Origin of the sequence: Paenibacillus shunpengii, from assembly GCF_042684905.1 — a bacterium.
Taxonomy (GTDB): domain Bacteria; phylum Bacillota; class Bacilli; order Paenibacillales; family Paenibacillaceae; genus Paenibacillus; species Paenibacillus shunpengii.
Window position 1 is genome coordinate 50,212 of the sequence record NZ_JBHUMJ010000009.1, and the last position, 14,403, is coordinate 64,614.

11 protein-coding genes are annotated in these 14,403 nt (G+C 46.5%); 8 read left to right on the top strand and 3 right to left on the bottom strand.

Annotated features, from left to right (window positions below; translation table 11 throughout):
• The first annotated feature begins 20 nt into the window (after positions 1–20).
• The 3 genes from ACFSVM_RS21490 to ACFSVM_RS21500 all read left to right on the top strand — a co-directional run bounded on the left by ACFSVM_RS21490 (position 21) and on the right by ACFSVM_RS21500 (position 5,680).
• The gene (locus ACFSVM_RS21490) at positions 21–1,349 is read left to right on the top strand and encodes a peptidase U32 family protein (protein ID WP_076313461.1); all 1,329 of its coding nucleotides are present in this window, start codon (positions 21–23) and stop codon (positions 1,347–1,349) included.
• Between the two features lie 186 nt (positions 1,350–1,535).
• Positions 1,536–3,677, top strand: a complete 2,142-nt coding sequence (locus tag ACFSVM_RS21495; RefSeq protein WP_379264485.1) for a methyl-accepting chemotaxis protein — start codon at positions 1,536–1,538, stop codon at positions 3,675–3,677.
• Positions 3,678–3,862: 185 nt separating this feature from the next.
• Positions 3,863–5,680, top strand: a complete 1,818-nt coding sequence (locus ACFSVM_RS21500; RefSeq protein ID WP_090725137.1) for a peptidoglycan D,D-transpeptidase FtsI family protein — start codon at positions 3,863–3,865, stop codon at positions 5,678–5,680.
• A gap of 91 nt (positions 5,681–5,771) precedes the next feature.
• Here ACFSVM_RS21500 and ytvI read toward each other — a convergent pair whose 3' ends face one another.
• Complete coding sequence (gene ytvI, locus ACFSVM_RS21505) at positions 5,772–6,899, bottom strand: sporulation integral membrane protein YtvI (RefSeq protein ID WP_076313458.1); 1,128 nt, start codon at positions 6,897–6,899, stop codon at positions 5,772–5,774.
• A 186-nt stretch (positions 6,900–7,085) separates the two neighbouring features.
• On the opposite strand from ytvI, the gene ACFSVM_RS21510 reads away from it, so the two are divergent.
• Complete coding sequence (locus tag ACFSVM_RS21510) at positions 7,086–8,522, top strand: polysaccharide deacetylase family protein (protein ID WP_379264488.1); 1,437 nt, start codon at positions 7,086–7,088, stop codon at positions 8,520–8,522.
• A gap of 76 nt (positions 8,523–8,598) precedes the next feature.
• Here the strand turns inward: ACFSVM_RS21510 and ilvD are convergent, their stop codons facing one another.
• Entirely contained in the window at positions 8,599–10,287 is a 1,689-nt protein-coding gene (gene ilvD / locus ACFSVM_RS21515) for a dihydroxy-acid dehydratase (protein ID WP_076313456.1), read from the bottom strand.
• A 164-nt stretch (positions 10,288–10,451) separates the two neighbouring features.
• Entirely contained in the window at positions 10,452–10,706 is a 255-nt protein-coding gene (locus ACFSVM_RS21520; RefSeq protein WP_076313455.1) for a KGG domain-containing protein, read from the bottom strand.
• 277 nt (positions 10,707–10,983) lie between these two features.
• On the opposite strand from ACFSVM_RS21520, the gene ACFSVM_RS21525 reads away from it, so the two are divergent.
• From ACFSVM_RS21525 to ACFSVM_RS21540, 4 genes are all read left to right on the top strand, one after another.
• Positions 10,984–11,952 (top strand): sugar kinase, encoded by a 969-nt coding sequence (locus ACFSVM_RS21525; RefSeq protein ID WP_379264490.1) that lies wholly within the window; start codon positions 10,984–10,986, stop codon positions 11,950–11,952.
• A gap of 72 nt (positions 11,953–12,024) precedes the next feature.
• Positions 12,025–12,693, top strand: coding sequence for a bifunctional 2-keto-4-hydroxyglutarate aldolase/2-keto-3-deoxy-6-phosphogluconate aldolase (locus ACFSVM_RS21530; protein ID WP_076313453.1), 669 nt, complete (start codon positions 12,025–12,027; stop codon positions 12,691–12,693).
• Between the two features lie 64 nt (positions 12,694–12,757).
• Entirely contained in the window at positions 12,758–13,543 is a 786-nt protein-coding gene (locus ACFSVM_RS21535; RefSeq protein WP_256702864.1) for an HAD family hydrolase, read from the top strand.
• Positions 13,536–14,276 carry an NAD-dependent protein deacylase gene (locus ACFSVM_RS21540; protein WP_076313452.1) on the top strand — a complete coding sequence of 247 codons (741 nt, stop codon included), beginning with the start codon at positions 13,536–13,538 and terminating at the stop codon, positions 14,274–14,276. The genes ACFSVM_RS21535 and ACFSVM_RS21540 overlap by 8 nt, the downstream gene beginning before the upstream one ends.
• Positions 14,277–14,403 lie beyond the last annotated feature (127 nt).

The following is a 14,403-nucleotide window of genomic DNA, read 5'->3' on the forward strand; positions in this document are numbered from 1 at the left end:
TCGAGGTGCGAATAGGTAGAATGGAAACATTATCAAAACGGAAGTATTCAGGTAAGCGTAACCGGTTGGCTAAGCCTGAGCTTCTAGCTCCTGCAGGAAATTTGGAGAAATTGAAGTTTGCTATCCATTATGGTGCAGATGCAGTGTATATTGGCGGTCAAAAATACGGCCTTCGTTCAAACGCAGATAATTTCAGCTTTGAAGAAATGCGTGAAGGTGTAGAGTTTGCGAAGAAATATGGTGCCAAAGTCTTTGTAGCGACCAATATATACGCACATAATGAAGATGTGGATGGGATTGAAGCTTACCTGAAAAATCTGTACGAGGCAGGCATTGCGGCTATTATCGCTGCAGACCCGGCCATTATAGAGGTCGCTCAGCGTGTGACTCCAGGTATGGAAGTGCATCTTAGTACGCAGCAATCAACGGTAAACTGGCAGGCAGTCAAGTTCTGGAAAGAAGAAGGACTGCCGCGTGTCGTTCTGGGACGTGAAGCAAGCTTCGAGGAAATTCAAGAGATCAAGAAGCATGTGGATATTGAGATTGAGGCATTTATTCATGGCGCGATGTGCTCGTCCTATTCCGGCCGCTGTGTGCTATCCAATCATTTCACAGACCGCGACTCGAACCGAGGCGGCTGCTGCCAGTCCTGCCGCTGGAAATATGACCTGTTTGAAGATGTACGCGAGGAGGGCGTGTGGGTATCTGAGGAGGATATGCAGAACGCTCGTGTGCTTCAAAATTTTGAGCTCGGCGTCAATCAGATTCCGTTGTATGAGCAAGAGGATCAGGCCTTTACAATGGGCTCCAAGGATTTGTGCATGCTAGAGCATATTCCAGACTTAATTGATGTAGGAATTGACTCTTTCAAGATTGAAGGCCGAATGAAATCCATTCATTATGTAGCGACGGTCGTTAATGTATATCGACAAGCGATTGATTCCTACATGGAAGATCCGGACAACTATGTGTTGAAGCCGGAATGGCTGGAGGAAATACAGAAGGCAGCTAATCGTCCGCTGAACACTGGATTTTTCTACGATACACCAGATCATGAGGATCATATTTATGAGCCGGAAGAGAAGGCAGTACCGTATGATTTTGCCGGACTTGTCATGGACTATGATCCACAGACACAGGTAGCAACGATCGAGCAGCGGAATTACTTTAAGCCGGGCATGGAGATCGAATTTTTTGGACCGAATGGAACATTCTTTAAGCAGAAGGTTACTGAAATCTTCGATGAAGCAGGTAATCAGCTGGAGGCTGCCCGCCATCCGCTGCAATACATTAAGATGAAAGTGGACCAGCCTGTAGCGTATTTTGACATGATGCGCAAGAAGAAGTAAATAAGACTCAGGACCAAAGCCCTCGTATATCGGCAAACGAGGGCTTTTTTTTAATAGTATTCTAGGAAAAAAGTTATAGTTAATTTCTCAAAAAAGCAAAGGTTTTGGAAGAAACTTGTCGAAATAATAGATAATACTAGAAAGTTTACATAGCTATGATAATTCTTTACGGTGGGTGAATAAAAGATGAAGTGGAATCCAGTGAAAAAAAGAAAGCGTAAACATGAGGAGGAGATCCAAAAAAAGGAGAAAAAGAGACTTGAACTGGCTTCGATCTTATCTTGGAAGCAAGTATTGAAATTTAATCCTTTGCGTTCAGTAGGTGTACGATTATTTCTTATTTTCATGGTTGCTATCCTGCTTGTCGTGTTTGGTCTAGGCACCCTGTCTTATCAAACTGCCAAATCGACGATCAAAGAAACGGCCTCTGTTGCCAACCAGGAAGCCATTCATCAAGTGGGTCAAAAGCTCGATCTGATTATGGAGCGTTATGTAGATTTATCGACACAGATCTTTTTCGATACCCATATTCAAAGCAATCTAGAGACATTACTCAGCACGGGCATATCCGATTTCGACAGATTTGAGGCAACGTCCCTGGTAGGCGAGTCGCTTACGAATATGCAGTTTACAAATGCAACAGTAGCTTCAATGACCATCATTCATAAGAATGAAGAGGTTCCTGTGATCAGCACCGGGGCAGCTTCAACCATGAGTGGTGTTCGTGAGGAAGAATGGTTTAATACCCTGCTCGAAGCCGGAGGGGTCATGTGGCTGCCAACTACAGTTGCAGAATCTGGACAGGAACATACATATCGAATGGCCAGAGCTCTTAAAAATGTGAATGCCAGTATCGGTACTTATATCATCGTAATAGAGATTAAGGCAAGTGCTATTGAAGACGAACTGAAGACTATAAATTTGGGTGAGAACGGAGTTACACAAGCAATTTCAGAGGATGGCATTGTGGTTGCTTCTACCCTTCCTGATCGGGCAGGCCGCGAAACTGAGCTCTCCTTCTATTCCGAAATTACGGAGGAAGCAGGCTCCACCGATGCAAGGAATACCATCAATGGTCAGAATGAAGAGGTTCTGGCAGTCTATAACACACTTGATGTATCCGGCTGGAGGATTATTGGGATGATCCCGGTGGTCGAGCTGGTTAAGGATGCACAGTCGATTCTCGTTACAACGATTATCGTCGCGATTGTTTCCTTAGTGCCCGCTATTTTACTAGGAATATGGATGGTACGCATGATTGCGAAGCCGCTGGTGAATTTGAAGGATCTGATGTTCGAAGGAGCGAAGGGCAATCTGACGGTGCGTACAACACATAAGAGCAAAGATGAAATAGGGATGCTCTCCGAGAGCTTTAATCTGATGATGGAACAGATCACCAAGCTCGTGAATCAGACGAATCAGACGGCAGAAGATGTGCTGCTGACGGCATCTGAGCTTAGCTCAGCCTCACAGAAGACGGCTGCAGCAGCAGCTGAAGTAGCGATCGCAACCGAACAAATTGCAGGTGGGGCTACGAACCTGGCATCCGAAGCAGAGAGAGGCAGTGAGATGACGGAGCTGATCTCAACACAGATGCAGAAGGTGGTTGGAACCAACGAGGAGCTTGATCAATCCGCTAGACTGGTTGAAGGGGCGAGCCAGGAAGGTACAAAGTATCTTGGTGAGCTGCTAGGCAAAACGGAGCAAAGCGAGCAGATGATTCGAGCGTTGGTTACAAAAGTAGATACACTCAAAACAAGCACTTCATCTATTCTGGGCATTCTGGATGTCCTCCATAATATTGCAAGACAAACGAATATACTCTCGCTTAATGCGACAATCGAGGCAGCAAGAGCTGGCGCCGCAGGCAGAGGCTTCATGGTAGTAGCAGGCGAGGTGCGGCAATTGGCAGATCAATCGAAGCAATCGATTGACATGGTTGCGGAGATGACGGATCGAATTATGAATGAAATGAACGAGACGGTAGCAGCATTGTCAGAAGCATACCCGCTCTTCCAGGAACAGATACAAGCTGTGAAGGAAACAGGCGAGATCTTCCAAACCGTAGAAGAACAGATGGGGATGTTCGTGAACAAGCTGACCGAAACGTCCGCTTCCATCGATGCGCTGAGTCAATCCCAAGCTACATTATCTGAAACGATGATGAGTGTAAGCTCTGTAGCTGAGCAGTCCTCTGCTACGTCGCAGGAGGTTGCATCTCTCAGTAGTGAACAGCAGAGTGTCGGCAACCAGCTCGTGGAGCTATCGAACAAAATGGAACGCGTATCCGAGGAGCTGAAAAGTACATTATCTGCATTCCGTATATAATCTTTTTCATATGAAAGCTGAATGATTTTACTTTCCTCCGTCCAACAGGACGGAGGTTTTTCTATATCTGAGGAGATGAACTTAATAAAAAGATAGGTTTTGAGCATAACGGAAAGGGAGATAATAGGATGTAATTGAGTTTCTTGTATAAATCCTAACTAAGGAATCAAAGGCAGGCGGCAGCTATGAATTTGCTTCGAAAACAAAGAATATTTTACGCCTTATTCCTGATGCTGATCGTATTTGCAGCCATAATTATACGCCTTGGGTATATTCAGTTCATTCAGGTGAATCATCACTTAGAGAATTCTGAACGAACGATGCTGCAAATGTCCGTGCTTCAGCGTGAGCAGGGAATCGTGCTGGATTCAGGCAGGGGACAATTTATGGATCGGAATCACAAGCCGATTACAGGGCAGCTGATATGGGTTCCGGTCTTATTCCCGTTAGAGGATAAGTTAAATGGGGAACAGGAACAGCAGCATCGAAAATTGGCTCATATATTGAATATAGACGCAAACCAGTTGTGGGAGAAATGGAGTGCGCTTCATTCCCCTGTATACTGGAAATCTCCCACAGGAGAGCCGGTGAAGTTAAGCCAGGCACAGATCCAGGCAATTCGGCAGTTGCAGCTGGAGGATGTTCAGGCTCTGCCCTATATGGATCGATACTCTGCCTTGAAGGAGAATGGAATGCAGTGGCTGGGCTATTTATCTGAAATGCCTGACGCTGAGAAGCCGGTTGTAAAGCTCGAAGTCAAGGATCCCTTTAATGTAAAAACAGGTGCCGCAGGTCTAGAGCGAAGTCTTGAACCCTTACTAAAGGGACTTGGTCCAACCATTGTCTCCAATATGGTAGATAGTCACAAGAAGCCGGTAGAAGGCATGGGACCACGACTTATCGCACCGCATAATCCCAAATATCCGCTCCATATTCAAACAACGATAGACTTATCCCTTCAGCAGAAGCTGGAGCAGCTGACCACTCAAGCTGAGGTGAATGAAGGAGCAGTCGTTGTGCTCGATGCGGACAATGCCGAGGTAAGGGCGATGGTATCGCGTCCTTTTTACCATCCAGCGGATATTCACCTTGAGGACGGCAGCTCGGTCAATCAGGCCACCACGGCGGCGGTTCCCGGTTCTATATTCAAGCTGGTCACTGCAGCCGCAGCTTTGGAGCAAGGGGCTGTGAGCTCAACTGAAACATTTCATTGCTCAGGTCATTATGGCAAGTATGGCCTGGCCTGCTGGAAAAAAGAAGGACATGGTACGATTACATTCGAAGAGGCTTTTGCCGGGTCCTGCAACGTTGCGTTTGCAGAGGTAGCCTCAAGGCTCACCTCGAGCCAGCTTCTACAAGCAGCCCATGCTTTGGGGCTTGGACAGCAAGTAGGCTATCATCGGGAGCATTACTTGGGCCTGCAGGATTTTAGACTGTTTGATCACGAGGACGCAGGAGAAGTATTCCATTCGGCAGATATATTGAAGCAGAACGATGAAGGAATTCGGATCCAGACGGCAATCGGTCAAAGAGATGTAAAGATCACCCCGCTTCAGGCGGCTAATATGATCGTTACGGTACTCCATGAAGGTCAGGTACTCTCTCCCAAGATTGTATCAGAGATTCATTATGCGGATGGCAAGCTCCTTGCCGAGATTAAAGACCCGTCTTTGACCCAATCCGGGATGCCCACAGCTTCTCCCTTTCAAATTCACAGTTCGACTGCGAAGCAGCTGCGATCCTATATGGAGCAGGTTGTCGAGGAAGGGACAGGCATTCGTTTGCAGCAGGCCATTTGGCCGTTAGCCGGCAAATCCGGGACGGCTCAAGTGCTGCACAATGGCGTGGAGAAGAATAATCAGTGGTTTATCGGATATGGACCCGTAAATCATCCCAAGTACGCTGTAGCCGTTCTGGTGAAAAATGAGTCGGTTCATTCCCAACATAAAGCCACAGCGCTTTTTCAGCAGGTTATGGATGTTCTTGCAGGTACTTCGGATTAGAAGAGGAGCGGAACTATAAGTTCCACGTACGAAAAAAGGATAGGTAAGGCATGCTATTGCGTGCCTGCTATCCTTTTTTTTGAATTCAATATCAATTGCTGTTGTTCTGATCATCCACTGCAAAAGGAGAGGATTGGAATTCATCCTCAGGCAATCGGATCCAGCGCTGCAAATACCCCTGCTGCCACAATTCTTTAATCAGAATGAGCAGGATTGGTGAGAGAATGACGCCAGAAATGCCGAAGATCGAGAGCGAGATGAGCATAAAGGATAACATCAGATAGGCGGACGTTACCCCGATGGAGTTGCCTGATATTTTTGGCTCAGCCAGCTGTCTTACGAGCATAGTCACGCCCATTACGATTAATAAGCCAACGGCAGTTCCGACATCACCCACGATGAACAAATAAATGCTCCACGGAATAAATATAACAGGTACCCCGAGCAGCGGCAGAAGATCCAGTACAGCTGCGATGAGCGCGAGTGTAAGGGCGTTTCCGGTTCCGAGAATGATTAGACCGATCAATACAAGCACAAAAGTAATGGAGATGAGAATGAGCTGTGCTTTAAGATAAGCTCCAATCGCCTTGAATACATGATTCTTCAAGAACAGATAAGCTTGCTTAAGCGTATTAGGTGCTTTTCTTTTGGTAATCATTCTCCACATATCAAACTCGACGCTCAGGAAGAATGCCAGTATAATGGCCACTGCAAAATTTCCGATGAACGAGGAGAAGGAGCTCAGCATACCGACTATGTACCCGAGGAAGCCTGCGCCCCAAGAGGAGAGGGCTGCCGTTACTTTTTCAAAATTCTGATTAATTTGGTCAGTCACGGTTGCCGGCAGTGCATTCCACTGGGTCTGAAACATTTCGAGCAGCTGAGTAAATTGGGTCTGGATCAGTGTCATATACGCCGGGATATTATCCTGGAATTGAGTAATGGACGATACAATGATTACACCTAGTCCGAAGAAGATGCCTAAGAGAACAGCTACGAACAAAAGTACCGAAATGGCTGACGCCAAGGCTTTTTTTAAGCCTCTTTTATGTAGAAACTTAGCCAAGGGCTCGATAATGACAAATACAAGAAAAGATAGAAATACCGGAGCAGCGATCTGGTACAGCTGGCTTGAAACAAACATGATCAGAAATACGGTCAGCGCAATTAATCCGACATCGAGTGCGGTTCGCCAATATTTTTTGTAAAGAGGAAGCATATTATAACAACGACTCCTTTTATAAAGTGTGTAATTCTCCTATCTAGGAAGTATACGTTAATTTTAAAATCAAGGGTTCATTTTATTCACAATATGATAAAATAATAGTTAGTGTTGTTTTTAAGATTTTGTAATGTACGTCTTACAACCACACGTTACGAGTCTAAAAAAGTGAGGAATACCGTCATGCAGAACTTGCTGCTGTTGCTCTTTTACATTACATCTTTTTATGCATTTATACCTAGTTTGATCAGCCGTTTATTCGGATTTCGAGTATTCAGACGCGGAAGGAATCTAAAGGATTTTGCATTAACTTTCGATGATGGCCCGGATCCCGACTACACGCCGCAGCTGCTTGATCTGTTGAAGAAGCATAATGCCAAGGCCACCTTTTTTGTTGTGGGTGAACATGCAGAGCGCAATCCCGAGCTGTTAAGAAGAATGCACGCTGAAGGTCATCTTATCGGCATCCACAATTATATACATCAAACTAATTGGCTGATGACACCCAAAGTCGTTCGTCAGCAGATAGAAAGAACCGGCTCCATCATTTATAAGATTACTGGATCCCATGCACTATATTACCGTCCACCGTGGGGAATTACCAATTTATTTGATTTCTCCAAGAAGCATCACCATCGCATTGTATTATGGTCTGGCATGTTCGGTGATTGGAGAGAACGACTTGGAGCAGATCGGCTGACAGAGCGGATGCTGAAGAAGCTGCGAGGCGGCGAGGTCATGGTACTTCATGATTGTGGAACGACACCAGGAGCAGATCGGCATGCACCGGCTCAAATGCTCATTGCACTGGATCGGGTTCTGTCAGAGGCTAGTCACCGAAATATTCAAAGTATACGAATTGATGATATGATATCTCAACATTACGCGGCTAAGCAGCAAATAGCGGGAAGGGAGGCAGTTATGAAGATTCAGTCTAGCTTTAAACGTTTAGTGGTTCGGGCATGGCTCGGTTGGGAGCAGATATTCCATATGATTACCAAGCTGAAGACGATAACGCCTCAAGATCCATTCTTGCATTATCGAGTGCGTCCTTATCAAGGTAAAGCCATTGAGCTGCCGGATGGTCACTCCCTGCAAAAAGGGGACGACATCATAGAGCTTCATTTTGATAATAAAAAGCTGTATCAGTTAGGAACTTCTTCAAAAACTTCTGTTCATCTCGCAATCCGTATGATTCGGACCATGGAGAAGCAGCTGCCTGATCTCGTGAAGATCGCAGCCCTCGACCCGGAAGTGGCTAATGCGAAGGCATTATACGGGGTCAGCATGATCAATCGTGGACCCGAACAGTTTGGATTCTCGGTGCTGGATCTCCCCCGTGGTTTGTTTGCAGCATCAACGTCAGTATATTTAAAAATACTGCTGAGTGTAATACATCCGGAAGGTCAAGGCAGATTAAGAGAAGGCAGTCAGCAGATGACTCCGAAAATGATCGTGATGCCGATGGATATTTTATTTGACCGTTTCGGTGACGGACTGAAGCATAAAAAAGAATCCGTATTTGACCAACGAAGCACGGCTAAAACTGCCTATTCAGAAGAAGAAGATATTTCTATAGCCGGCAATGCGGATTTAACGCGTACTCCGCCTGTGGCATAACAGGTTATTTATCGGGAAAAAGAATAAGGGATCCAATGCCATTTACGCATTGGATCCCTTTTATTTATATGTGCAATTATATTTTCAGGACACCGCCGTTGCTGGCGTTGGTAACGAGTTTGGAATAACGAGCCAAATAGCCTGTTTTTACTTTGGGTTCAAACTCGGTCCATTCTTCGGCACGACGACGTTCCATCTCTTCCTCACTGACAAGCAGTTCGATCTTACGATTATTCAGATCAAGCTCAATGATGTCTCCATCGTGTACAAACGCAATCGGTCCGCCTTCAGCAGCCTCCGGAGAAATATGTCCGATACTGATTCCTCTGGATGCACCGGAGAAACGTCCGTCCGTGATCAAGCCGACTTTGGCACCAAGACCCATACCGACGATTTGGGAAGTTGGAGCAAGCATTTCTGGCATACCTGGTCCGCCCTTGGGTCCTTCGTATCGGATAACGACAACATGGCCTTCTTTTACTTTGCCGTTGGCAATGCCTTCAAGAGCTTCTTCTTGAGAGTTGAAGCAAATGGCAGGGCCTTTGTGATAACCGCCGACAGATGGATCTACGGCACCAACCTTGATAATGGACCCTTCTGGAGCCAAATTACCGAAGAGAACGGCAAGTCCTCCGCGTTCGGAATGCGGATTATCCAGTCTGTGGATAACATTCTCGTCCAAGATTGGAGAATTCTCTACGTTCTCACGTAAAGTTTTCCCGGTAACCGTAATGTTCTCTGCATGAAGTGCGCCTGGCTTCTTGAGCAGCTCGTTTAGTACGGCACTTACGCCGCCTGCATTCTGCACATCCTCGATATGATAGTCGGAAGCAGGAGCGAGCTTGGATAAATGCGGTACGCGGTTAGCGACTTCATTGATACGCTCAATTGGGTATTCAATGCCGGCTTCATGAGCAAGAGCCAGTGTGTGAAGCACAGTATTGGTGGAACCGCCCATCGCCATGTCCAGGGCAAATGCATTGTCAATTGCTTCTGGTGTTACGATATCACGCGGCTTCAGATCCAGCTTGATCAGTTCCATCAGCTGAGTGGCTGATTTGCGAACAAAATCACGGCGCTCAGGCGCAACAGCCAGAATCGTACCATTGCCTGGAAGTGCAAGTCCTAGTGCTTCAGCAAGACAGTTCATGGAGTTCGCTGTGAACATACCGGAGCAGGACCCGCAAGTCGGACAGCCGAATTGTTCAAGCTCGAGCAGGCTCTGATCATCGATCTTACCGGCTTGATATGCGCCGACACCTTCGAATACAGAAGTAAGCGACAAAGCCCGTCCGTTCTTATCACGGCCCGCTTTCATCGGTCCGCCGCTGACGAAGATGGTCGGAATGTTTACACGAAGAGCACCCATCAGCATTCCTGGCGTAATTTTGTCACAGTTCGGAATGCAGACCATACCGTCAAACCAGTGAGCGGATACGACCGTTTCAACGGAGTCGGCAATGATATCACGACTTGGCAGCGAATAACGCATACCGATATGTCCCATTGCGATCCCGTCATCAACACCGATCGTGTTGAATTCAAATGGAACCCCGCCAGCTTCAATAATAGCTTCTTTTACAATCTTTCCGAATTCCTGAAGATGAACATGACCTGGTACAATATCGATGTAGGAGTTACATACGGCGATAAATGGCTTGCCGAAATCCTCTTCTTTTACCCCGGCTGCACGAAGCAAGCTTCGATGCGGCGCTCTGTCAAAACCTTTTTTAATCATGTCTGAACGCATTTTTTTTGGTGCCATGATGTCTGTTTCCCCCCAAGAATCAAATATGGACTAGCACGATGAACAGTCCCTGTTCCTGTGCTGCTTTAAAGAGCTAATAATAAGAATCTAATTTAAATGAGTCTATCACAGATCACGTCATATTTCTACAAATTTAAGGTGATTTCTGGGGGGCTATAAACCTAACGAAGGCCTCCTTTACGTCCGATTTCTCGATAGAAGCTCCGATCATGAGAGCGAGCAGTGGCCTTTCCGCCTTTGCTGCCAATTTCTTGATAAAAGTCAGAGCTGTGATTTTCTGATGTGGTCTCGCCGCCTTTACGTCCGATTTTTTGATAGAAGGATCGATCATACTTTTTGGATGTTGCCTCTCCTCCGAGGCGCCCAGCTTCTGCACGGGTCATCTTGGGGCGATTTCCTTTCAGCGATTGTGCCATGGATGAATCACTCCTCTTTCTTAAAATGGTGTTAAGGATATGCTTGTACTTACCACGAGCAAAAATAGATGAAACGGATAAAATTTCAAAATTTTGGATATATGTCACCAAATTTAGCCAAGTCGAGTAATTGCCTGTTTTATTTTGAGGAAAAAACATATGAATTGTAGATTGACAACGGTTCCATGGATGATAACAATGGAATAAGTAAACGAATTTGAAAGTATGCGCACCTAAATGGAAATGGGAAGGGTACAAGAGAGAGGGAGGGATTGGTATGGGAAATCAAACAGAATATTCTTCGCCTGAAGTCATAACGTTCGGTGAAAGTATGGGTTTGTTTACGGCACAGGATACACGCGGACTGGAATATGCGAGCACATTGTCCAAATCCTTTGGCGGCGCTGAGAGCAATGTTGCAATTGGTCTGGCGAGACTAGGTCACCGTGCAGGCTGGTTTGGAAGACTGGGTAACGATGCGCTGGGTCAGATGATATATAAAGCTATTCGCGGCGAAGGTGTAGATGTCTCCCGTGCTCAGCTGAGTGAGGGCGAACCTACAGGACTTATGATCAGAGAAAATGTGCCAGGCAAATCTTCTGTACATTATTATCGCAAATTTTCGGCTGCAAGCCAGATGACGCCTTCAGACCTTGATATTGACTACATTTCGCGAGCAAAAATTCTGCATGTTACAGGTATTACTGCAGCAATCAGTGAATCCAGCAGAGAGACGCTTCTTGAAGCCGTTCGGATCGCTAAGCAGGCAGGTGTGCTTGTTAGCTTTGACCCGAACCTGCGGCTGAAGCTATGGACACTTCAAGAGGCTAGACCTGTCCTGCTGTCCCTTGCACAAGAGGCTGATTATTTTCTTCCGGGGCTGGATGAACTAAAAATGCTCTATGAGGAAGAGAATACGGATAAAATATTCGATCGACTAAAACAGCTGGATGCTGTCTCCATTGTTAAGGGTGGTCCGGAGGTGACCTATGTACTGCAGCGGGGCTCTGTAGAAGAAGTTCCCTTCGTAAAGGCGGATCAAGTTATAGATACCGTTGGTGCAGGCGATGGCTTTGGTGCAGGCTTTTTATCCGGTATTTTGCAAGGCTTGAATCCTGTCCAGGCAGCGGGCATCGGCAGTCTCACGGGAAGTCTGATGGTTCAAGCGGTAGGTGATTGGGAAGCGCTCCCGACAGCGGCTGAGGTTAAGGCCAAGCTCAGCAATGCTCAACACATAGAACGGTAAGTAATTATATTAGGACGTTCATCTCCATGTTATTGTAATCCATTCATTAATCATACGAAGGGGATAAAAACAATGAAAAAACTAAAGCTGTTACATAAAATGTTTGAACAAGGCGTCGTTGCTGTACTTCGTGCGGATTCGGCCGAACAGGTTGTTCAGATGGCAGAGCAGGCGATTGCTGGCGGCATCAAAGTCATTGAGATCACACTGACCGTACCTGGAGCGCTGCAGGCCATCGAACGTTTGAGCCAGAAGTATTCCTGGAATGCAGCGAATGAAGAGGAGTTTGCCATCATCGGGGCTGGGACGGTGCTGGAGCCGCAATCTGCACGTGCTGCGATTATGGCAGGGTCGGAGTTTATCGTAGGCCCAGCCTTGAATCCGGAGACCGTCAAATTGTGTAATCTGTACCGTGTCCCTATTCTGCCGGGAGTGATGACGATAGCCGAGGTTCAGTCGGCCTTGGAGCTTGGTGTAGATGTGGTTAAGCTATTCCCAGGGAATGTATATGATCCCTCCATTATTAAGACGATGAAGGGTCCGCTTCCGCAAGCGAACTTTATGCCAACCGGAGGAGTGTCATTAAGCAATCTGGGAGACTGGATCAAGGGAGGAGCGGTCGCCGTCGGAATCGGTTCAGATCTGACAGCAGAGGCCGTCAAGACCGGCGATATGACCCATGTTCGTCGCAAAGCCGAGCAGTATATGGATGCATTCCGGAAGGCCGTTCAAGAGAAATAGTTGAAAAAACCTTATGAATTCTGACCGAGCTTTCGGTCAGATTTTTTAAGTCATGAAAGAGGAAGTGATTCAAATCGCTCTATTGAAGGTCGGACAGAAGGAAGCGCATATTTCGGGTATTTTATTTGATAAGGATGGCACGCTTCTGGACATAGAGGCATTGTGGACTCCTTGGGGAGATTATGTGCTGGATGCACTGGAAGCTCAGCTGGCTGGAATGGGGAAGAGCTTTACTGGACAACGAGAGCAGGTGCTGGGGACCAGATATGATGCCCAAGGAAAGGTGGCAGGTTATGATGCCGAAGGACCGTTTGCAATCGCGACGGTAAGCGAGTCTACCGCAGTGCTTGCCTGGCAGCTGTATGCAGCCGGTATGCCTTGGAATGATGCAGTAACTTGTATTCGTGAAATTAGCGCCAGAGCCAGCGATTCGATAAGTAAGGATCATGCAATTCCACTGGACGGACTGATTCCGTTTCTGGACCGCTGTAAGGCTCAGGGGCTCTTGCTGGGTGTAGTGACTGCAGATTCAACTTCAAATGCTGCATTGCATCTTGAATGGCTGAATATTCTCGACTATTTTGATGTTATAATTGGATATGACCGGGTGACGAGCAGCAAGCCCGATCCTGAAAGTGTGCATGCGGCTTGTATAGCACTTGGACTTTCTCCTGAGCAGCTGGCGGTCATTGGCGACAGTAACGGAGATATGCAAATGGGAAGAAGCGCAGGTACTCAATTGAATATCGGCATTGTCCCATCAGGAAATACATCCTATTTGAAGCATGCCGATATCGTGATTACCCATTATGATCAAATTTTGCTGAAGGGAGGGCAAGAAAATGGCTGATGCGTTTGAACCATTAATAACGTGGATTCGTGAGAGCACGAAAATCGTGTTTTTTGGCGGAGCTGGTACATCGACGGAGAGTGGAATTCCAGATTTTCGTTCTGCTGCCGGGATTTATCAGACAGAGCAGCATTCTCCCTACTCACCTGAGGAGCTGCTAAGCATTGATTTCTTTATGCTGCATCCAGATATTTTCTATGATTTTTATCGTTCCAAAATGCTTCACCCCCATGCCAAGCCCAACGGTGCACACCGTTTGCTTGCCCGTCTGGAGAAGGAAGGGAAGCTGTCGGCTGTCATCACTCAAAATATTGATGGACTGCATCAGGCGGCAGGCTGCGGGAAGGTACATGAGCTTCACGGGTCGGTTCATCGCAACTACTGTATGGATTGTTCCCATTTCTATGATCTTGATGCTATATTTGCATCTGAATCATTAGTTCCTAAGTGTAGCAAATGTAATGGTATTATTAAGCCTGATGTCGTGCTGTACGGTGAGTCGCTTGATCAGGCGACACTCTACCATGCTGTGGATGCGCTGTCCGAAGCCGATCTGATGATCATCGGAGGAACCTCGTTGACCGTTCAGCCTGCTGCACAGCTCGTGACCTATTTTCAAGGCAAGCATACCGTCTTGCTGAATGCAACACCCACACCTTATGACAGCAGGGCTGATCTGCTGATCACCGAACCCATTGGCCTTGTACTGGACCAAGTCAACGCAAAATTATAACCATTTGTTATGAACCTTTCTTTCTTTTTTAACGAAAGAGGGTTCTTTTGCTGTCGGAGGCTCAAGATGATATACACTATCTGTAAACGTTTTCTTGTCAAGCTGTAGTTTTGGGTCTATCATAAAT